Source organism: Pseudonocardia sp. TRM90224 (assembly GCF_021245725.1).
Lineage (GTDB): Bacteria > Actinomycetota > Actinomycetes > Mycobacteriales > Pseudonocardiaceae > Pseudonocardia.
Genome location: NZ_JAJGSX010000014.1, coordinates 158,883 through 180,449, shown reverse-complemented (window position 1 = coordinate 180,449; position 21,567 = coordinate 158,883). Strand labels below are relative to the sequence as shown.

Below are 21,567 nucleotides of genomic sequence, written 5' to 3'. Positions count from 1 at the left end.
AACGACGTTCTGGTCGCTTGGAACGTTTCAAAACAGCCAGAACGTCGTTGTCGACGGTTCCCGTGGCTCAGGTGCGCGGGCGGGACGGCGGTGCCGGCAGGGGGCGGGGCTGCGCCTCCGGCTGCTCGGGCGGTTCCGGCGCGCGCCGGCGGCCACCGCCGTTCGGCGGGGCCTCGCCCCGCCGCGCGGGTCGGGGGTCGTCGCGCTCCTGCGTCGGCAGCAGCTCCGTCGACGACGGCTCCTCCTGCGGTCGCCGCCACGCCACGGTGGGCGGTGCCTGCGGGGGGCCCGCTCGCCGCGGGCCCTGCGGCTGTTCCGGGTTGACCGGCCCGTTCATCGGCGTGCGGCGTGGGGGCTCGGGTGACGGTCCGGCCGGGCGGCGTGGTGGCACTCCGCGTTCCGGGGCGTCGGGGTCGACGCGCCGGCGCCGCGGCTCGTCGTCGGCGTAGCGGGGCGGCCGGCCGGAGCCCTCGGCGCGGGTCGGCAGCACGTGCTCGCCGGAATCCTGCCCGGAATCCTGTCCTGGGCGCTCCCCGTTCCGCCGCCTCGACGGCGCCCCGGTCCGCGGCGGCAGCGCGTGGCCACCGTCGCCCTGGTCGGGGCCTTCCGGCCGTCGGCGGCCACCGCTCGCCGGTTCGCCACGCGGGACGGGCCGCTCGCCGGTATGGCCGGGCCGCGCGGGGCCGTCGCCGTTGGCCGGCAGTGGTCGACGCGGCAGGGGCCGCTCGCCGGTCTCGTGGCCGGGACGAGGCCCGTGCCTGGGCACCTCGCGCTCGCCGGAGGTGGCTCCGCGCACGGGGCCGGGACCAGGGCCGGGTCGCCGCGGCGGCAACGGGTGCTCGCCGGAGACCGGGCCGCGCGGCGGCATCGGCCGCTCACCCGACTGCCCACCCGGCTGCCCACGAGGTGGCATCGGACGCCGCGGCGGCATGCCGTTCTCGCCGGTACCGGGCGGACGCACCGGTCGCTCGCCCGACGGACCGGCGCGGGTCGGGCCGTGCGGCTCGCCCTCCGGCTCCGCCAACCGCCTGCGCCCCGGCTGCGGCGGGGACTGCGGTACGGACGGGGGCATGGGCGGGGGCTGCTGGATCGGCTGGCCGACGGTCGGCGCACCCGGGTGCAACGGACGCTCGTCCGAGTCGTCGAGCTCCAACCGGCGGCGGCCCGACTGGGGCGGCATCGGCGGCATCGGCTGCGCAACCGTCGGCGACCCGGGACGACGGGGCGGCAACGGACGCTCGTCCGAGTCGTCGAGCTCCAACCGGCGGCGGCCCGACTGGGGCTGGGGCGGCATCGGCGGGAGCGGCTGCGCAACCGTCGGCGAACCAGGGCGCCGCGGCGGCAACGGGTGCTCGTCGGAATCCGGACCCCGCGACACCCCACCGAACCGGGGCGGGATCGACGGCTCGTCGTCCGGGTCCCGCCGCCGCCGGCGGCCCGACACCGGCGCCGGCGCGCCCGCGGGGCGCGGCGGCAGCGGGTGCTCGCCGGACTCGGGACCGCCGAAGCCGTCGCCCCCGCGGGGCACCGGCCGCTCCCCGGTCCCGCCGGCGCGGCGCGGCGGCGGCCCGAACCGGGGCGCCTCGTCGCCGGGGCGCCGGCGCGGCAGCGGCCGGTCCCCCGTATCGGGGGCGGACCTGCGCGGCGGAAGCGAATCGTCGAGGCCCTCCGCGCGGGCGTCGAGCGGCATCTCCCGCGAACGGCGTCCCGACGGCGGGCCGGGCTCGTCGGGCCCGCCCTTCGAAAGGGGTGCCTTCTGCTGGGGAATCGCCTGCGTCCGCACGTCCGGTGGCTGCGGCGCCTCCTGCTTCGGCATCGCCTCCGTCGGCGGCGCGGGCTGGGCCGGGCCGAGCTGGGCTGAACCGGGCTGGGCTGAACCGGGCTGGGCTGCAGACTGCGCCGGCAGCGCCTGCGTCTCGAGGTGCGCCGTGCGCATCGACGGCGGCGGGGGCTGCGGGCGGCGCGGCCGGCGCGGCGGCGGAGGCGGCATCGGCCGCTGCGGCTGCCGCGCTCCGCGCAGGCGGATCTCCATCGTGTCGTCGACGGAGTAGACCGGCAGCAGCATCGTCGGCTGGTCGAAGTCGAACGTCGGGCGGCGGCGCGGGACGAGGACCTCGCCGCTGTCGAGGTCCTCGTCGTCCTCCTCCTCTTCGTCCTCCTCGTCCTCGTCGTCGGTGTCGCCGCCGCGGCCGAGCTTGGCCATGACACCACCGAGTGCGCGCTTCATCAGGTGCGGCGCGACCACCGTCATCGCGACGAGGAACATCACGAAGAACAGCAGGATCTCGCCCAGCAGCACGACGAAGCCGAGCAGCCGCCCGAACGACTCGGCCTGGACGAAGTGGGTCTCCAGGTACCAGGAGGCGAAGGCGGCGGCGCCGGCCGCGATCGTCGGCGGCACCAGCATCCACAGCAGCCTGCCGACGGAGAACGGCAGCACCACCCGGGTGAGCCCGACGATCACGACGCCGAGCACCAGCTCGGTGACCGACATCGCGATGCCGACGCCGATCAGCCCGAGCGGCAGCAGCGCCGCGAGCATGCCGATGCCGCACACCAGGCTGATCGCGGTGGTCCAGTTCAACAGCTGCGGCCGGCCGGCCGCCTTGATCACCTCGCTGCCCGCGGCCTGCAGTGCGATGCCGACGCCGTAGCCCGCCATCGCGATCATCGCGATGCCGGACTCGCGCCACTTCTCACCGAGCACGAGCACGACGGCCGGCTGACCGAGCGCGAAGATCAGCCCGGCCACCGCGATCGAGAACAGCCAGCTCAGCTGCATCGCGGAGAGGAACGACTTCTTCAGCCGCTCCGGGTGCTTGGCCAGGCGGGAGAAGGCGGGGAAGAGGATGTAGGACCCGATCTGCACGACGGCGAGCGCCGGGATCTGGGAGAGCCGTTGCGCCTGCCGGTAGTGCCCGAGGTCGGCGTTGCTCAGCCGCCCGACCAGCGCGTTCTCCGCGATCGTGCGGATCCGCTCGGCCAGGCCCTCGATCATCAGAGGGAAGGCGAACTTCGCCATCTCGCGCCACAGCTTGTACGACGGGCGCCCGACCCCCGGCCGCCACTTGGCCAGCCACCACGTGAGCACCACCCAGATGCCCATCGAGACGTACTGGCCGACGACCATCGACCAGACGCCCCAGCCCATCGCCGCCAGGGTCGTGGTGACGGTCGCGTAGCCGATCACGCGGGCCGGGTCGACGATCACGCGGCGCTTGAAGTTGAGCTGGCGCTGCATCAGGCCGTCGGGGACGTTCGTCAGCGAGTGCAGCACGAGCGTGCCGGCGGTCAGCGCGGCGATCGAGGCGATGACGTCGCTGGCGTCGGTGTAGTAGCTGCCGATCAGCGGTGCGACGGCGACCGCGGCGAGCGCGAGCAGCACACCGGTGGTCAGGGTGACCCAGAAGACGGTGTCGGCGGCGTCCTCGATGTCGTCCTCACGCTGCACGAGCGCGAGCCGAAGCCCGCCCTCCGAGACGCTCACCAGGAAGCCGGTGAGCACCGTGCCCGCGGCGAAGATGCCGAGCTCCGCCGGCGAGAGGAAGTTCGCCAGCAGGAAGGTCTGCACGAACGAGACGATCTGGGTGACCAGCAGCGTGATCGCCGAGAGCTTCGCGCCGACGCGGACCTTGCTCTCGATCTGGTCGTCGTCCGGGACGTCGGTCGCGGACTTCTTCTCCGCCTGCACGACCTGCGTCCGGACGGATCCGTCGGCCTCGGCAGCCTCTTCCGGATGATCGCTCGGCCGATGTCTCCCCACCGCTACACCGGCCCGTTGGAGGTCGCCCGGACCGTTCCGAGGCATGGGTTCGGGCAGGCGGCATCCACCGACCTGCTCGACCCTGTCCCCACGATCTCCCTCGGATTCATCCGTGACGGCGCGTCCCCCGATGGCAGGGTAACCGCGCCCGTCTCACACAGGTAAATCGTCGGAACGGCTCCCGTTATTGAGGAGTCACCTTCGCTGGGATCGAACCTGCAGGTAGAGGCGGTGCAGACGCTCTGCCGTGACGTCGGCCGAGAAGTGGTGCTCAACACGCTCGCGGCCGGCTTCACCCATCCGGCGACGCGCCTGCGGGTCGCGGATGAGCTTCTCGAGCGCGTCGGCGAGCCGCTCGGGATCCTTCGGCGGCACGACGGTGCCCGTGCGGCCGTGCTCGACGGCCCGGGCGATGTCGCCGACGTCGGTCGCGACGACGGGCAGCCCGCTCGACATTGCCTCCAGCACCGAGAGCGGCATGGCCTCCCACCACGACGGGAGGCAGAAGATGTCGGCCTGCGCGTACTCGGCGGCCATCTCGCCGGGTTCGCGGGTGCCGAGCAGCTTCGTCCACTCGGGCAGGTGGTCGCGGACGGCGGTCTCGGCATCCGGGCCCTCGTCGGGGGTGCCGCCGAGCAGCCGCAGCTCGTGGTCGACGCCACGTTCCTTCAAGATCCGCGACGCCTCGGCGAGATCGAGCACGCCCTTGCGTGGGGTCAGCAGCCCCACGTAGAGGATGCGCGGCGGCTCGTGCGTCTCCTCCACGGGCGGCGCCGCCAGCGGCACGCCGTTGTCGACGAGCTCGACCTTGCCCGCCGGCAGCACCGACTCGAGCACCTTCTGCCCCGCCGTCCACACCGCGACGACCCGCTTCGCCGGCGCCATCGCCAGCCGCATCAGCACCCGGCGGACCGGGGTGGACAGCCAGGTCTGGATGTTGCCGCCGTGCGCGTGGACGACGACGGTGGCGCCGCGGCTGCGTGCGGCGAGCGCGAGCAGCGAGGCGCGCAGCACCGTGACCGAGGGCGCCAGCGCCGAGTGGATGTGCACGATGTCCTGGCCCGCGGCCATCCGGCGCACCGCGAGCGCGTCCTGCAGCGTGCGCTGCAGGTTGCCCGTGGTGACCTTGCCACCCTCCGGGGTGCCGGAGTGGGCGACGTTGAGGAAGCTGACGTCGTGCGTCTCGGCGAGTGCGCCGGCACGCAGCATCTCCAGGAAGGTCGGGATGCCGCCGCGGTCGGGCGCCGACTTGCCGACCAGCAGCACGCGCAGCGGCCGTCGACCGGCGAGGTCCATCCGAGGGCCTGCAGAACTCGGTTCAGGAACGGTCATCGGCTTTTCCGCAGCTTCCCGACCAGCGCGGACGCGACTCCCGCCCAGAACCCCACGCCCCAGCCGATGTGCATCGCGAGGAACGCCGGAGCGACGTTCGCGCGCTCGGCGGGCGTCTCGAGGCTCGCCGCGGTGCGCGCGGACGCCGCGGCCAGCGCGAGCGCGTACGGCGCGACCATCGCGGCGGCCCGACCCGGGCGCCGGGTCGCGACGAGCGCCGCGAGCCCGAGGTAGCCGACGAACGCCGGCACCAGCACGTGCCGCGGGCGCATCGACTTCGGGTGCATCATCGCGACGGCGACCTTGCCGTGCCCGTACCGGCGGTACTGCCGGTAGAGATCACCGAGCGTCTGGCGGGAATGCCAGGTGATGACGATCGCGGGGTCGAACAGGAGCCGGTGCCCGGCGGATCGCAAACGGTAGTCGAACTCGTAGTCCTCGTTCGCGACGAGCTCCTCGTCCCATCCACCGAGCTCACGAACGAGTGCCGTCGGATATGCCCCGAATGGGATGTGGTCGACCTCCTGGCGTTCCACACCGTGGTGGTAGACCGAGCCGCCTACCCCGAACGGGCTACCCAGAGCGGCGGCGATGGCCCGCCCGGCCGGAGTCACGCCCCGGCCGTCCTTGCGCCCCCCGACGCCGCCCCAGTTGCCTTCGCGCAGCCGGGAGACGGCGAGCCCGACGTACTCCGGTTCGACCGTCGAGTGCGCGTCGACCCGCACCAGCCAGCGGCCCCGGGCCGCGGCGAGCGCGGTGTTGAGCGAGCGCGGGATGCCGCCCTGCGGGTTGTGCACCACCTCGATGCGCGGGTCGGCGGCGGCACGAGCCTGCACGATCGCGCCCGTCTCGTCGCGCGACGCCCCGTCGATGACGACGACGACCTGCAGGTTCTTGTAGTCCTGCCCCTGCACGGCATCCAGACACGCGCCGATGAACCCGGCTTCGTCGCGGGCCGGGACGACGACCGTCACAAGATCTTCGACGGTCGCCTCCACCGCGGTGGGTGATGCCCCGCTCGGGTACGTCACGGGCTCTTCCTTCTTCCGGGTACGCGCTGAACGACGGTGCGGGACGGTACCGGCAGCACCGGCCGAGACGGCTCCCGCCCCGCGGCGCTCACATGGTGGCAGGTCTCTTCGTCATCAACTTCCCCGCCCGTGCGAAGCAACCTCCATCGAGTGCAGGCGTCGGTAACTGTGAGAAGTCGGGCTGTTCCGATGGCCCGGATGATTCACCCGATCGAGGACTGCTTGCCCACGCGGAGTATCCCGAGCGGTGAAACGTCTTTAAGGAAAGTGGCGATAGGCGTGTGAGTGCCGGCCCGATAGAGGGTGCATCCAGCTGGGTCCAGCCGGATGTGGGGGCCGTGCCGTACGAGGAGGACGGATCAGATTGACCGAAGTGTTCGACTCTGCGAGGGACACCACTCCCGCCGCGGTCGCACCTCGCCGGGCGCCGGCCGAGGATCTCTCGGCGCGCTCGACCTTCAGCACGCTCGTCGCATCCGCTGAGCTGGTCGCGCTCGCCATCGGCACCGCGGCCGCCGTGCTGTGGGCCGGTCCGCTGCCCGCGCTCACCATCGGCATCGCGACCGTGATCGGCCTCATGGCCTCGCGTCGGCACGCGTGGCGGTTCACCCCGTCGCTGCTGAACGACCTGCCCGGCACCGCGCTGCTGGTCGCCGTCCCGACGGGACTGGTCGCCGCGGTCCTGACCCCGCTGACCGCGGGCGAGCCGCTGGGCGCGATCAAGACGGGCGCGCTGCTGTTCGCGCTGCTCGTGATCGCCCGCGGCATCACGTTCACCGCCCTCCGCCGGCGCCGGCTCGCCGGCCGCGACCACCTGCGCGCGCTCGTCGTCGGGTGCGACGACGCCGGGGTCCGGCTCGGGCACAGCCTGATCCACCACCCGGAGTACGGCGTGCGGGTGGTGGGCTTCGTCGACGACGACCGGCCGCTGCTGGCCGACCTCGGCCCCAAGCTGGGCTCCGTCGAGTCGCTCCCGGTGCTGGTCGGACAGCACTCGATCGACATCGTGCTGGTCGCGTTCGGCGCGCACGCCGACGACTCGGTCGTCGACGCCGTACGCGGCCTGGGTGGGGCCGACTGCGAGGTCTACCTCGTGCCGCGGATGTACGAGCTGAACCACCACAGCCCGGTCTCGGAGCTGGTCGACGGCATCCCGCTGGTGAAGCTGCGCCGCCCGACGCACAGGTCCGCGTCGATGCGGGTCAAGCGCGCGATCGATGTCGTCGTGGCCGGCATCGCGTTGGTGCTGGTCAGCCCGGTGCTGGCCGCGATCGCCGCCGCCGTGCGCCGGGAGACCGGGCCCGGCGTGATCTTCCAGCAGGAGCGGATCGGGCTCAACGGGAAGCCGTTCGTGCTCTACAAGTTCCGCTCGCTGCAGCTGGCGACCGGCGAGGGCGACGTGCGCTGGAACATCGACACCGACACGCGGCTCGGCCCGGTGGGCAGGTTCATCCGGTCCACGAGCCTCGACGAGCTGCCCCAGCTGGTGAACGTGCTGAAGGGCGACATGAGCCTCGTCGGCCCGCGCCCCGAGCGTCCGTACTTCGTGGAGCGGTTCAACGAGACGATCCCCGGCTACCGCTACCGGCACCGCGTGCCGGTCGGCCTCACCGGCTACGCCGCGGTCAACGGGCTGCGCGGCGACACGTCGATCAGCCAGCGCGCGCACTTCGACAACCTCTACGCCGAGTCGTGGTCGCTGTGGCTCGACCTCAAGATCGCGCTGTGGACCGTGCAGCAGCTCATCCCGCGTCGTACGCCGGAGGCGGTGCTGCCGGTGCCGAGCCCGCCCACGCTGCAGGGTTCGAGCGACACCGTTGCCGCTGACGCGGTCGTCGGCGACGCGATGGCCGTCGATACGGTGTCGGCGGTCGACCCGGTGCCGACCGTGGATTCGGTGACGACGGAGCCAGCGCCGAGCAGTGACAAGCGCCAGTAACAACAAGGCGCGCTCGCTCGGCAATTCGCACGGAACGGGAGGAGGTGCCCTGTGCGCGTCCTCCAGGTGATCGACTCGTACTCGTACGGTGGCGCGGAACGGCTGCTGGCGACGCTCAACGGAGTGGCGCCGGCAGCCGGGCTGGAGATGACGGCGGCGAGCCTCTCGCCCTACACCGTCGAGCGGACCGCGAGCCTGCCCCTCCTGGAGGCGGCCGGTCTGCAGCCGTCGTTCATCGGGGTGCGCAAGCTGCTCGACCCTTCCGGCATCCGGAAGATCGTGGCCGCCATCCGCGCCTCCGGCTGTGACGTCGTGCACGCGCACCTCGGCACGTCGACGACGCTCGTGCCGCTCGCGGCCAAGATCGCGAAGGTCCCGTGCGTCAGCACGCTGCACCACCTGCCGCGCGCCGAGAAGCCGCTGAGCGGGAAGGTCAAGGACCACCTGCACATCCGCTGCGGCGAGCGCGGGCACGCGCTGGTGTTCGTCTCCGATGCTGCGCGAAACGCCGCCCGCCGCATCTACGGCCGGCCGTTCGGCAATTGGATCACGCTGCACAACGGGGTCGACCTCTCCGCGTTCCGCCCGCCTGCGGGCCCCGGCCGCGACGAGCTGCCCGCCGACCTCGGCATCGCGCCGGGCACCCCGGTCGTGACGATCGTCGCCGCGCTGCGCGAGCCGAAGGGGCACGAGTTCGCGCTGCGCGCGTGGCCCACCGTGCGCGCGGCGGTCCCCGGCGCGACGCTGCTGATCGTCGGCGACGGGCCGCACCGCGCCACGCTGGAAGGTCTCGCCGCGGGGCTCGGCGAGGGTGGCGAGAGTGGCAACGGTGTGGTGTTCACCGGCGCCCGCGAGGACGTGCCCGCGTTGCTGCGCGGCTCGACGCTGGCGCTGCTGCCCTCGCTCACCGAGGCGCTGCCGACGTCGCTCATCGAGTCGGCCGCAACCGGGCTGCCCGCCGTCGCCACCACCGTCGGCGGCACCCCCGAGGTCATCGAGCACGGCAGCACGGGAACGCTCGTCGCGCCGCGCGACTCCGAGGCGCTGGCCTCGGCGGTCGTCGAGCTGCTGGGCGACGCCGATCGCCGGGAACTCTTCGGACAGGCGGCACGTAGACTGGCCGAGGAACGGTTCGACCTGCTCGGCTGGGTGGGTCGGCTGTCGGACCTGTACGACACCGCTCTGCGCACGAGCCGGACCCGGGGCACCCGGCCGCACCCGGATTCCGACCGGGCAATGCGCTCGGAACATCGAGGAGTGACGTGAACGAGGATCGGCTCACCCGCCGAGCGCTGATCACCATCCTCCTGAGCGGGCTGGCCACGGCGGTTGTAGCGCTCATCGGCGTAGCGGCGTCCGGCGTGCTGCCCGACCAGGTCTACCGCGCGCAGTCGGTGGTGGTGCTCGCCCCTGCCGGCAACGCGGCGTCGGGCGAGAACGCCTCGCTCTGGGAGTCGCTCGGCGGCGGTACGCAGAGCCAGATCGCCGCCGCGATCTTCGCGTTGCCGAAGTTCCAGGACCAGGCCGCGGCCGCGGCCGGCGTCGAGCCCGACAAGATTTCGGTCACCGCCGGTGTCGTCGAGAGCTCCGTGCTGATCAACATCAAGGTCGACGCCCCGACGGCGGCCGCCGCCGAGACGGCCGCCGACAAGATCGTGGAGCTGGCCCGGCCCGAGATCGTCGCTTCGATCGGGCAGTTCCAGGTCAACCCCGTGCAGCCCGCGTCGGGCACCGCCACCCCGGCCGGCATCCCGGCCGGCCAGATGCTGGTGGTCGTGTTCATCGGCGGCCTGCTGGTCGGCTCCGGCGTCGCGCTCGTGGTCACCAGGGCCCGCAGCCGCAAGCAGGAGGAGGCCGTCGCCCCCGCGTACGAGAGCGGTGAGTTCCGCCTCCCCAACAGCGGTGAGTTCCGCCAGCCCAACAGCGGTGAGTTCCGCCTGCCGAACCCGCCGCCGCCACCGCGGCGCGCGCCGCAGCGTCCGAACGAGCGTCCGAGCGAACGCCCGAGCGAACGCCCGAACGGTCGGCCCGGCGGTCCCAACGGCGCGTACGGCGGTCCGCCGCCCCGCCGCCCGGCTGGCGACCCGCCCCGCCCGCGGTGACCCGGTGGTGATCGCATGGTGACGGCATGGTGATCGCCCCGCCGGCGCCTGCGCCCATCCGTAAGAGCGACGACGAGCGGAAGGCGATCCGTCTGCCGCTCGGCCTCACTCCGGTGCACATCGGAGTGCTCGCCAGCGGTTTCGGCGCGTTCGTCCTGATCTTCGGGCTCCTGATCGGCCCGACGACGGCGCTGATCGCCTTCGCCGCGCTCGTCGGCGGCGTCGTCGTCGCGACCGCGATCGTGAAGCCGTCCGTCGCACTCGGGATCATGCTGGTCAGCGAGTACGCCAACCTGAGCGGCGTCTTCGAGAAGTACGTCCCCGGCAGCATCTACCTCGCGACGCTCGGACTGTCGATCCTGTCGGTGGCGGTGGCGTTGTGCCGGAGGAAGTACCGCAGCCGGCTGCGCCGCAACTGGTGGGTGCCGGCGGCGCTGCTGACGGCGTACTCCGTCTCCGAGATCCCCGCCACGCTGTTCACGCAGGCCACCGACGAGACCGCGAACTCGCTCGACGGCTCGCTCAAGAACATCCTGTTCATCACGGTCATCCTGCTGCTGATGCAGATGTCGGACCGGCCGTGGATGATCGCGTCCTCCATCGTGATCCCGCTGGCGCTGCTCTGCGTCCTGATGGCGGTCAACCAGTACGTGCTCAACAACTCCACCACGCTGTTCGGGTTCTCCAACATCCAGTCGTTGGCCGGCGCGTCGATCGCCACCCCGCGCCACGCCGGGCCGCTGCCCGACTCGAACTACTGGGGCCGCTTCCTCGTCATGGGGTTCCCGCTCGCCATGGCGCTCGCGCACCGCGCCGCGGCGGCGAAGGATCGGCTGCGGTGCACCATGTGGATCGTCGCGGTGCTGTGCATGGGCGGGGGGATCTACCTCACCCAGTCGCGCGGCACGCAGCTCGGCATCGGCGCGGCCGTCGTCGTCTGGGTCATCGCGACCGGCCCCGCGATCCGCCGCAAGGCGATGTACCTCACGCCGCTGCTGCTGCTCGGGTTGCTGGTGCCCGGCGTCGGCGACCGGCTGCTGACCCTGACCGAGACCCTGACCGGCCCGTCGTACGCCGCCGACGAATCGCTCGTCGAACGGACCAACCTGCAGCAGGTCGCCTTCAAGATCTTCCAAGAGAACCCGATCTTCGGGGCCGGGCCGGGGTCGTTCGGCGTCGTGCTGCCGAAGTACGCACCGCTGAGCTCCGCGGGCTCGACCGGCGGCGTCACCTCGCCGCACACGCTCTACCTGCAGATCCTGTCGGAGAGCGGGATCGTCGGCATGCTCGGCTGGCTCGTGTTCATCGGCGGCACGATGTGGCTCGCCCTGCGCGCGGCGCAGCGCCTCGGCGGCGCTCGCGACGACGGGCTCGGCGGCCGGCCGAGCCGCGCGCTGGCCGCCGCCGCACTGGCGTCGGTGGTCGGCTTCTCGGTGGCGAGCATCTCGCTGCACATCTCCTACGCCCGCACGCTGCTGCTGATCTGCGCGTTCGCCGGCTACCTCTACAGCGCCGTCCGCGCCGACCCGCGGCTGGACACCCCGCTGGCGCAGATCGCCACGCGGCGCATGCGCGACGGCTTCCGCTTCGGGATGGTCGCCACCATCGCCACCGCGATCGCGGCATCCATCGTGGCCGCGACCCTGCTCTCCGCGCTCAGCCGCACCACCTACGTCGCAGAGACCGTGCTGGTGCTCAAGGTGACCGAAGGCGTCGGCAACTGGGAGGGCTACCTCACCGACATCCGTCGCCGCCCGTTCATCATGCCGACGTTCGCGGGGACGCTGCAGGGCACAGCGCAGCCGGGCACAACCGTGATACCCGATCCCACCAGGGGGATCATGACGGTGCACGCCGAGGGCAGCAGCCCCAGCGAGGCCGAAGCGCGACGCAACAAGACCGTCGACGGCGCCATCACGGCGTACACCCGTGCGGGCATCCTCGGTTCGTTCACGCCTGGCGTACTGGAGGTCAAACCGGTCACGCAGAGTGCAGCGGTGACCGACGGCGTCATCCGAATAGTGCTCATCGCGACACTCGTCGAGATCGCCGTCGTTGTCACGTTGTGCACGCGTATCCGCAGGCAGGAGCGCCGCCAAGGCACCGCCTGACCTGGCTGGCCGGGCTGGCCGGGCTGACCGGCTCGACCGGCCTGGCGGTACGACTGCGGGTTGCGCCGTGACCCGGCACCGGTTCGCCGGCGCACCGCTGCAGCGGCGGATGCTGGCCAGCGTGCTGGGCGTCGTGAGCGTCTCGGTGCTGGTCAGCGTGTTCGTCTCGCGGGTTGATGCGCGGAAGCCCGTCGAGCCCAACGGCTTCGACCTGGTGATCTCCGAGCCGGCATCGGACGATCCGCTGCCGCGCTCACTGACCCGCGACACGAGCCGCGACGGTGCCGGCCGCACGATGCTCTACAACGGCGCCGGCAGCCCGTGGGTCGGGCGGATCGCGCCCGACGCCGCCGTCGACCCCGCGTCGGACACCTACGTCCGCGGGTTCGCCTCCGACGAGTTCGTGCTCTCGCACAAGGTGTGGACCGTCCCGATCTACCACGCCGACGCCGGCACACCCCGGCGCAACGTGCCCCTGACTGCCGAGTGGGCGCTGGTCGACGCGCTGCCGAACGTGCCGGTGCCGCCCGACGCCCGGCCCGATCCGATGGACGACGCCCAGCTCGCGATCGTCGACAGCTCGACGGGGTGCGTCTACGACTTCTGGGGCGCCTCCGGCACGGGCAGCGGGCTGACCGCGCAGTGGGGCAACGCGATGCCCGTCGAGGGCTCCGGCGTGTACCCGGACGGCCTCGGGTCGCGCGCGTCGGGCATCTCGGCGGCCGCGGGTGTCATCACCGCCGACGAGCTGCGCCGGGGCTCGATCGAGCACGCGCTGGCGTTCGCCTACCCGAAGACGAAGGCGGGCGGGCCGGTGCCGCCCGCGACGAAGAGCGACGGCACGTCCACCGATCCATCGGCCCTCCCGGAAGGCGCCCGGGTGCGGCTCGACCCGGCCGTCGACGTGACGAAGCTGGGGCTGAACAGGACCGAGCTCGCGATCGCGCGCGCACTGCAGCGCTACGGGATGATCCTCGTCGACACCAGCGGCGGGTTCACCATCTACGTGCAGCACCCGCAGAGCCTCCCGGCCGGCACGTACGCCGGCGTGCTGCCCGACACCGACTGGATGGACCTCGGCAAGATCCCCGTCGACAGGTTCCAGGTGATGGATCTTCCAGCGCAGACCACCGACCGCTCTGGCCTCATCCGTAACAGGTGCAACAAGTTTTGACCGGTTCATCCGCACCGTGCGGGGGTCCGTACGGTGTGCGGATGCACGACTTCCGCGCTCGGCGGGCCACCGCCGCCGAGAGGTGCTCCCGATGACCCGGCGCCGCATCGCCTTCGTCGAGTTCACGCCGTCCGGCGGGCTGTTCCAGTTCACGGCGCAGCTCGCGACGGCCCTCGCAGAGCAGGGCAACGAGGTCCACCTCTTCACCGGGCCCGACCCGGAGCTCGGCTCCGAACACCCCGATTTCCACATCCACCCGGTGCTGCCGACCTGGCACCCCGGCGACGTCGGCACGGTCAACAAGGTCGTGCGGAAGCTGCGCCGCGGCGTGCGGGCCGCACAGCTCGCCACGGCCTGGCTCGTGCTGCTGCGCCACCTGCGCCAGGTCCGGCCCGACGCCGTGGTGTGGTCGGCGTGGCGGTTCAGCCTCGACGCCATCGGTGTGCTGCTGACCAAGCGCGCGCTGCCGTCCGCGACGCTCGGGATCGTCGCTCACGAGCCGCTGCCACGGCTGCGCTCCGACCGCACCGTCATGAAGACCGGCCCGCTGCTCGACCCGACCTTCGAGCGGGCGTGGCGGAGCATGAAGGTGGTCTTCGTCCTCGGCGAGGGCGCCCGCGCGCGGGTGTTCGAGCGCTGGCAGCCGTCCGGCCCGGTGATCGTCATCCCGCACGGCGACGAGTCGGCCCTGCGCGGCAACCACCCCGTGCCGAACGCCGCCGAGACCGACCCCGTGGTGCTGTTCTTCGGGTCGATGAGCACGTACAAAGGCGTCGACGTGCTGCTCGACGCCGTACCGGAGATCCGTGCGGCGGTCCCGGAGGCGCGGATCGTGCTCGCCGGCGCCGCCGGGAGCGTCGGAGAGAGCGAGCTGCAAGCCCGCTCGGCAGCGCTCGGCGTCGACGCCCGGATCGGGTACGTGCCGAACGACGCCGTCGCGACGCTCTTCGCCGAGGCCAGGGTCGTCGTCGTGCCCTACCGGTGGGCCAACCAGAGCGGGGTCGTGCACCTCGCCTACACGTTCGAGCGCCCCGTCGTCGCCTCCCGGGTCGGCGACATCCCCACCGTCGTCTTCGAAGGGGAGACGGGCCGCCTGGTGCCGCCGGAGGACCCGCACGCGCTCGCCGGCGGTGTGATCGAGCTGCTGCGCGACCAGGCCGCGGCCGGGCGGATGGGCGCGGCCGGCGCGGCGTGGCTCGCGTCGGAGGCGTCGTGGAAGCGCGTCGCCGAGCGGGTCGACGAGGGCTTCGACCGCGCGGGATCCACCCCGGACCGCCACGACCCGGCACCGCTGCCGAGGGTGCCGCCGCCCGTGCTGCTGCGCGCCTCCGGCCCGACGGTGCGCGACCAGCTCGTGACCGGCGCGATCCGGCTGGCGTTCGCGGTGGTGAACCGGACGGCCCGCCGCGGGCACTACGCCGTCTGCCGCAACCTCGGCCGGCTGGCCTCGGCCGACGCGTACGTCGAGTTCCAGGTCCCCGGCGGTGGCCGCTTCCGCATCCACCCGACCGACGGCTACTGGATGCGCCCGCTGCTCGTGCGCCGCACCTACGAGCCGGAGCTGCACCGGGTGATCGGCACAGCGGTCGACGCCGGCATCCCGTTCCTCGACTGCGGCGCCAACCTCGGCTGGTGGTCGGCGTTCGCCGGCGGCCGGGCGCCCCGGCCGACCGAAGTGCTCGCCGTCGAGGGCTCGCCGTCGACGTACCGGAAGCTGGTAGCCACCGCCGAGCTCAACGGCGGCTCGTTCCGCCACCGCCACGCCGCGGTCTGGTCGAAGAGCGGCGAAACGATCGAGTTCGTCGAGTCGGACGTCAGCGCCGCCTCCGGCATCGCGCAGACCCGGCCGGGCGACGCGACCGGGGGTCGGGTCGCCGCAGTGCCGACGAGCACGCTCGACGAGCTCGCGGAAGAGCTTGCCCCCACCTCGGGGCCGGTGGTGTGCAAGTTGGACGTCGAAGGTGCCGAGCTGGTCGTCCTCGCGGCGTCGCAGCGGCTGTCGCAAGGTGATATCGCGCTTTTGTACGAAGACCATGGAAACGACCCCGAGAGCACCGTTTCGCAATGGTTGTTCGAGCGCGGCTATACCATTCATGCGGCGTCCGAGGACGGTCGGCTGCGGCGACTCGCCGACCTGCAAGCTGTGAAAACGCTGAAAGTCGACCCGGCGTGGGGCTACAACTTCGTTGCGTGGGCCCCCGGTGGTAGCGCCGAAGCAGCGTTCAGCGCGCTCACCGACCAGGACTGACCCTCAGCGGAACGGCACGATGTCAACCCCCTAAAATGGGGGAGCGTACGGAGTGTCTTGTCCGGCAGGGCGTGAATCGGCCGGCCGCACCGTGAACAGCGTTGCATATTGAGGAGCCTTGGCCGTGCCAAACGCACCCGGTCCACCTGTCGTCCTGCTCGGTGGCGACACGAACGCACTGGCCATCGCCCGCAGCCTCGGGGCCTTCGGAGTCACGGTGCACGGGATCGGCGTCGCGCCCTACGTCGAGCGCTCCCGCTACCTGACCCCGATCCGGCCCGCCGGCAGCGGGAAGCCGGAGGACGTGTGGGCCCGGTTCCTCCTGGGCCCGGATGCCCAGCGCCACCGGGGCTCGGTCCTCATCGCGACCAGCGACATCGGCATCACCATGCTCTGCCGGTACCAGGCCGAGCTGGCCGAGCTCTACACGTTCGACAAGTTCGACGCCTCAGCGCAGCTGGGCATGCTCGACAAGCTCTCGACGTACGAGGGCGCCCGTTCGGCCGGTGTCCCGACCCCGCTGTTCTGGCGGGTCGATTCCGAGTCCGACATCGAGACGTGGCGCAACGAGCTCGTGTACCCGCTGATCGTCAAGCCGCTGCTGTCGCACGAGTACAAGGCGCGGTTCCCCGGGGTGACCAAGTTCCGGCTGGTGCACGACCACACCGAACTGCTGTCGGCGTACCGGGAGCTGGCCGCAGCGGGGCTCGCGGTCATGCTCGTGGAGAAGATCCCCGGCTCCGACGAACAGCTATGCAGCTACACGACGTACGTCGACTCGTCGGGCAGCCCGACGTTCGACTACACCAAGAGCATGTTGCGCCGGAACCCGCCGAACGAGGGCCTCGGTTGCTACCACATCACCGACTGGAACCCCGAGGTGCGCGAGGTCGGGCAGCGGCTCATCGAGCACGTCGGCCTCCGCGGGGTGTCGGTCTCGGAGTTCATCAGGGACACCCGCGACGGCAAGCTCAAGCTGATCGAGTGCAACGCCCGGTTCAGCGCCGCCGTCCCGCTGACCGTCGCGGCAGGGCTCGACCTCCCCAAGCACGTCTACCTGCGGACCATCGGCGAGCACCACGAGCTGCCCAGCGACTACACCACGGGCCTGCGGATGCTCTACCTCTCCGACGACGTGCGCTCCTTCCTCGCGCTGCGCCGCCGGGGTGAGCTCTCGCTCGGCGGTTGGATCCGCAGCCTGGCGCACCGCCAGACCTTCCCGATCTTCCGCTTCGACGACCCCGCGCCGGCCATCGCGCGTGCGGCTCAACGCCTCGGCAAAGCGGCCACCCGGGCGCTGCCGAAGGCGTCGCCCCGGCGTCAGGCAGCGTGATCCGCACAACGGCAAGAGGCCATTCACCCGCTGTTAGCATCGACCGTCGACCCCTGACGTAGAGAGGTTGCTGACGTGACCACCACCGCCTCGCCACGCGAGACGCCGGCAGACGCACTCTCGGAGCCGCCCGCCCGACGCGGCATCATCGACACCGACGTGCACCCGAACCCGCGCAGCGCCGACGAGATCCGGCCTTACCTGCCGCCGCAGTGGCGCAAGGGTTTCGTCGCGCCGCGGCGGCCGTTCTTCCACAACCCGATCCACGCCAACCGCCTCGACAGCACCCCGCCGGACGGCGGGCCGGCCGCGTCGGACCCGGCGTTCCTGCGCGAGCAGCTGATGGACACCTACGGCGTCTCGCACCCGATCCTGGTGCCGCGGACGTTCTGCAACATCCACCCGAACCCCGACTACGGGTCGGCCATCGCGGCTGCCTACAACGAGTGGCTCGCCGAGACCTGGCTCGGCACGTACAACTACGACGGCGCGTTCAAGGGCTCGATCACGATCAACCACCACGACCCGCTCCGGGCCGCGGAGGAGATCGAACGCTGGGCGGGCCACCCGCACATGGTGCAGGTGGTGACCGACTCCGGGGCGCGCGCTCCGCTGGGGCAACGCCAGTACTACCCGATCTACGAGGCGTGCGAACGGCACGGTCTGCCGTTCGCGATCCACCCGGGTTCCGACGGCATCGGGCTCAACATCATGCCGACCCCGGGCGTGCCGACGCACTACATCGAGTACCACTGCGGGATGGCGCTGGCCTTCCAGGCGCACCTGCTCAGCTACCTCACCGAAGGGGTGTTCGAGCGGTTCCCCACGCTGCGCGTCGCGATGCTCGAAGGCGGTGTCGCGTGGGTCGCGCCGCTGATGTGGCGGCTCGACGCGTACTGGCGGGCGCTGCGCCGCGACACGCCGTGGATCACGAAGCCGCCGTCGGAGTACCTGCGCGACCACGTGCGGCTGTCCACCCAACCGCTCGAACGGCCGGCCAAGGACGCGCACCTGCTCTCCCTGTTCGACGCGATGGACGCCGAGCACATCCTGATGTTCTCCAGCGACTACCCGCACTGGGACTTCGACTCCCCGACCAGGGCGTTCCCCAAGATGCCCGAGAAGCTCCGCAACGCGATCATGACCGACAACGCCAGCGCGCTCTACGGTCTGTGATGCCGTCCCACGCCATCGCCAGGGTCAGCGAGCTGCCGCCGGGGGAACGCAAGATCGTCGAGATCGACGGGCGCTCGATCGGCGTCTTCAACGTCGAGGGCCGGTTCTACGCCCTGCGCAACACCTGCCCGCACCAGGGCGCGCCGCTCTGCCTGGGCGCGCTCGGCGGCACCGCCGCACCGAGCCGGCCCGGGGAGTACATCTGGGAGCGGGAAGGCGAGATCCTCTCCTGCCCGTGGCACGGGTGGGAGTTCGACATCACCACCGGCCGGAGCATCTTCAACCCGCACCGGACCCGCGTGCGGAGCTACGAGGTGACCGTCCACCCCGACGAGGAGCCCGACCCGGGCGTCGACAGCTTCCCCGTCAGCGTGCAGGACGGGGTCGTGCTCCTGCACGTCTGACCCGCGGGGCCGGGCGTGGCGCACGCGAGGGCAGGAAAGCCACTTTCCGGCCCTCACAGGGCAGGAAAGTGGCTTTCCTGCCCTCCCCCAACTCCCGGGCGAGCTGCCTCGGCACAGTCGGCATCCCCGCCCGCAGGGCGCCTACCCCCGAGCACCCGGGGTGGGGTCGGAGGCACCCGGCTAACGCGACGCGACCGTGCCCGCCCTGCCCGCCGCCCACGCGGCCTGCTCGACGAGCCCGTACCGCTCGCACGCCTGCGCCAGCCTGCGCAGCTCGTTGACGGCGAGCGGGATGCCCTCGGCGGCACGCTGCTCGGCTCGGCGGGCCGCCAGCTCCCCGCTGAACCGCACCCGTTCGACACCCTCGGCCGGACGCAGCGCGTGCATGCGGTCGACCATCGCCTCGACCCGGGCGAGGCTTTCCTCGCGGGGGCCGAGGCACCACGGATCGATCACCACGACGACGTGCCCGATGTTCTGCGGGCGGTCCATGGCGCCGTAGGTCTCTGCGATCTCGTCGTCGAACTCGGCGCCGCCGAGCATTCCCGCCAGCAGCGCGATGGCGACCGAGAGCCCCGACCCCTTCGCGCCGCCGACGGGCAGGACGCTGCCGAGCAGGGCCGCCGCCGCGTCGGTGGTCGGCCGGCCGTCGGCGTCGACCGCCTCGCCCGGCGCGATCGGCACGCCCGCGTCGGCGGCGCGCCGGATCTTCGCGCGGGACGCCCCCGTCGCCATGTCGTGGACGTAGGCGCCGTGGCGACCCAGCGGAATGCCGATCGCGATCGGGTTGGTGCCCAGGAAGGGTTCGGCCGCCCCCGCCGGCGCGACCACACGGGGTCCGTTGGACAGGACGAACGCCACCATCTCCTGCTGCGCGGCCCTGAGGGCGTAGAACCCGGCGGCGCCGAGGTGCGTGGACCGACCGACGCCGACCAGGCCGATCCCGTGTTCCCTGGCGAGCCGGACCGCGAGATCGGTCGCCGTGGTCGCGGCAGCCGGACCGAGCGCGAACCCCGCGTCGATCCGCCGCACGGCTCCCGATCCCGCCACCTCGGCCAGCTCCGCCGTGCCGTGGGCGAGCCCGAGCGAAACCCGCTCCAGGTACGCCGGCAGGCGGTAGACCCCGTGGGCGTCGAGGCCCCGCAGGTCCGCGTAGAGCAGCACCTCGGCGACGGCGGCAGCGTCACCGCCCGGAACGCCGAGCCCTTCGAGGCTGCCCGCGACGAACGTCGCGAGCTCGCCCGCAGGAACCCGGACGATCACCGAGCGCCGGTGTCGACGCCCGGGTCGATGGGGCAGGCGTTCGCTTCGAGCTGCTGGTCGACCCAGGAATTGCTGAACTCGCCGCGCTGCACGGCCTCCAGGTAGGCGGCGTTGCCCCCGACGTAACGACGCAGCCGTTCGAGCAGCTCGGCCGCCACCTGCTGCGGCACGATGACGACCCCGGCCTTGTCGGCGACGACGACGTCACCGGGGTTGACGACAACACCGCCGCACGCGATCGGGTAGTTGATCTCGCCGGGGCCGCGGTGCAGCGGCCCGACGGGCGTCGTGCCCCGCGCGTACACCGGCATCCCGATCGGCTCGATGCTGGGCAGGTCGCGGATCATCCCGTCGACGACGAACCCCGCGATGCCGCGGTGGCGCGCCTTCGTGGAGATCACGTCGCCGATCACGGCGTAGGAGTGCGAGCCGTTCGCCGTGACCACGACGACATCGCCTTCCTTGGCCACGTCGAGCGACTTGTGCACCATCAGGTTGTCCCCGAGGTACGCCCGCACCGTGCAGGCCAGCCCGACCAGCGTCTCGTCGCCGCCGGCGAGACAGCGGATCTCCGCGTCGAGCGCGTAGAGCCGGTTGAGCAGGTCGGAGATGTCGGTGGTGCTGAACTCCCGGAACGCCTGGACGAGCTCGTCGGGCAGGCGCGGGAAGTCGAGCCGGATCCGGAAGCCGGGCCCGGGATGGATCGACGCGGAGTCCGGGACTCTCCTCCCGGTCGTCGACGTCGTATCCGGCCCCGTTGACACGGTCATGTCGCCTCCTGGTCGCTCGGCTCGATCCCCCTGGGCCGCCGGCAGCGCGGCGCCCTGACGGCCGTTCGCCCGCCATGGTAGATCGACGGTGATCGCCGCCGGACGGCATGCCTCCGGGAGACACCGCGGGGACGGCGTGGGCCGCGGCGGGGGCGGCTCGACCGTCTGGAATCCTCAGGCGGGTGAGCATCCTCTGCTACCACTCGGTGGCCCGTGGCTGGGACGACCCGGTGTCGGTCGAGCCGGACGACTTCGACCAGCAGTGCGCCGCGCTGAGCCGCTCGACCGACGTCGTGCCGCTCCCGGCGGTCGTCGACCGGCTCGCGGCCGGTGGGAGCGTCCCGCGCGGGCAGACGGTGCTGACCTTCGACGACGGGTTCGCCGACTACGTCGAGCACGCCGTGCCGATCATGGAGAAGCACGGGCTCACCGCGACCATGTACATCGTCGCCGGCTCGATCACCGACTCCGGGGTCGAGGTCAACTGGATCACCGGGCTGGACGCCGCGAAGGCACCGCCGCTGATGACCCGCGAGCAGATCGTCGAGCTGCACCAGCGCGGCTGGGACATCGGCAGCCACACCATGGCCCACCGCGACCTCCCGACGCTGTCGGAGGCCGAGTGCCTCGCCGACCTCACCGAGAGCCGCGAGTTGCTCTCCGACCTGCTCGGCGCGGCCGTCACGACGCTCGCCTACCCGTTCGGCCACCACGCGCCGCACGTCCGCCGCGCCGCGGAGCAGGCCGGGTACGCGTGCGCGGTCGCGCTGCCCGACGCCCCCGAGGAGGCCGGCCCGTTCTCGGTGCCGCGGACCGGCATCTACCGGGGCAACCCGATGTGGAAGTTCCGGGTGAAGACGAGCGGGTGGTACGCCGGCGTGCGTACCTCCCCCCTCTACCGCCTCGTGGGGAGTTGACCCG

At 72.3% G+C, this 21,567-nt stretch carries 15 protein-coding genes; 10 read left to right on the top strand and 5 right to left on the bottom strand.

All coding sequences use genetic code 11. The features are described 5' to 3' along the window. Positions 1 to 67 precede the first annotated feature (67 nt). The 3 genes from LL648_RS20980 to LL648_RS20970 all read right to left on the bottom strand — a co-directional run bounded on the left by LL648_RS20980 (position 68) and on the right by LL648_RS20970 (position 6,126). On the bottom strand, positions 68 to 3,763 hold the full coding sequence (locus LL648_RS20980) for a lipopolysaccharide biosynthesis protein (RefSeq protein WP_232664328.1): 3,696 nt from the start codon (positions 3,761 to 3,763) through the stop codon (positions 68 to 70). Positions 3,764 to 3,958: 195 nt separating this feature from the next. Further along, positions 3,959 to 5,095: a glycosyltransferase family 4 protein gene (locus tag LL648_RS20975; protein ID WP_232664327.1), complete on the bottom strand. Its 1,137-nt coding sequence runs from the start codon at positions 5,093 to 5,095 to the stop codon at positions 3,959 to 3,961. Continuing rightward, positions 5,092 to 6,126, bottom strand: a complete 1,035-nt coding sequence (locus tag LL648_RS20970; RefSeq protein ID WP_232664326.1) for a glycosyltransferase family 2 protein — start codon at positions 6,124 to 6,126, stop codon at positions 5,092 to 5,094. Before LL648_RS20970 ends, LL648_RS20975 begins: the two co-directional genes overlap by 4 nt. Before the next feature lie 373 nt (positions 6,127 to 6,499). Between LL648_RS20970 and LL648_RS20965 the strand changes: the two genes are divergently transcribed. The 9 genes from LL648_RS20965 (at position 6,500) to LL648_RS20925 (ending at position 18,613) form a co-directional block, all read left to right on the top strand. Further along, positions 6,500 to 8,065 (top strand): sugar transferase, encoded by a 1,566-nt coding sequence (locus LL648_RS20965; RefSeq protein ID WP_232664325.1) that lies wholly within the window; start codon positions 6,500 to 6,502, stop codon positions 8,063 to 8,065. 51 nt (positions 8,066 to 8,116) lie between these two features. Beyond that, positions 8,117 to 9,331: a glycosyltransferase family 4 protein gene (locus tag LL648_RS45790; protein ID WP_232664324.1), complete on the top strand. Its 1,215-nt coding sequence runs from the start codon at positions 8,117 to 8,119 to the stop codon at positions 9,329 to 9,331. Then, complete coding sequence (locus tag LL648_RS20955) at positions 9,328 to 10,167, top strand: hypothetical protein (protein WP_232664323.1); 840 nt, start codon at positions 9,328 to 9,330, stop codon at positions 10,165 to 10,167. The genes LL648_RS45790 and LL648_RS20955 overlap by 4 nt, the downstream gene beginning before the upstream one ends. Positions 10,168 to 10,193: 26 nt before the next feature. Then, complete coding sequence (locus LL648_RS20950) at positions 10,194 to 12,278, top strand: O-antigen ligase family protein (RefSeq protein WP_232664322.1); 2,085 nt, start codon at positions 10,194 to 10,196, stop codon at positions 12,276 to 12,278. Between the two features lie 67 nt (positions 12,279 to 12,345). Beyond that, the gene (locus tag LL648_RS20945) at positions 12,346 to 13,452 is read left to right on the top strand and encodes a hypothetical protein (RefSeq protein WP_232664321.1); all 1,107 of its coding nucleotides are present in this window, start codon (positions 12,346 to 12,348) and stop codon (positions 13,450 to 13,452) included. Between the two features lie 91 nt (positions 13,453 to 13,543). Next, a complete protein-coding gene (locus LL648_RS20940) occupies positions 13,544 to 15,700 on the top strand; it encodes an FkbM family methyltransferase (RefSeq protein ID WP_232664320.1) in 2,157 nt (718 codons plus the stop codon). A gap of 124 nt (positions 15,701 to 15,824) precedes the next feature. Then, entirely contained in the window at positions 15,825 to 17,033 is a 1,209-nt protein-coding gene (locus LL648_RS45290; RefSeq protein WP_232664319.1) for a carboxylate--amine ligase, read from the top strand. Between the two features lie 75 nt (positions 17,034 to 17,108). Further along, complete coding sequence (locus tag LL648_RS20930; protein WP_232664318.1) at positions 17,109 to 18,209, top strand: amidohydrolase family protein; 1,101 nt, start codon at positions 17,109 to 17,111, stop codon at positions 18,207 to 18,209. Further along, positions 18,209 to 18,613, top strand: coding sequence for a Rieske (2Fe-2S) protein (locus LL648_RS20925; protein ID WP_232664317.1), 405 nt, complete (start codon positions 18,209 to 18,211; stop codon positions 18,611 to 18,613). The genes LL648_RS20930 and LL648_RS20925 overlap by 1 nt, the downstream gene beginning before the upstream one ends. A gap of 180 nt (positions 18,614 to 18,793) precedes the next feature. Here LL648_RS20925 and LL648_RS20920 read toward each other — a convergent pair whose 3' ends face one another. Both LL648_RS20920 and LL648_RS20915 read right to left on the bottom strand, forming a co-directional pair. Continuing rightward, a complete protein-coding gene (locus LL648_RS20920; RefSeq protein ID WP_232664316.1) occupies positions 18,794 to 19,876 on the bottom strand; it encodes an Ldh family oxidoreductase in 1,083 nt (360 codons plus the stop codon). Further along, a complete protein-coding gene (locus LL648_RS20915) occupies positions 19,873 to 20,646 on the bottom strand; it encodes an RraA family protein (protein ID WP_232664315.1) in 774 nt (257 codons plus the stop codon). Before LL648_RS20915 ends, LL648_RS20920 begins: the two co-directional genes overlap by 4 nt. A gap of 182 nt (positions 20,647 to 20,828) precedes the next feature. Between LL648_RS20915 and LL648_RS20910 the strand changes: the two genes are divergently transcribed. Further along, the gene (locus tag LL648_RS20910; protein ID WP_232664314.1) at positions 20,829 to 21,563 is read left to right on the top strand and encodes a polysaccharide deacetylase family protein; all 735 of its coding nucleotides are present in this window, start codon (positions 20,829 to 20,831) and stop codon (positions 21,561 to 21,563) included. The last annotated feature ends 4 nt before the right edge of the window (positions 21,564 to 21,567 follow it).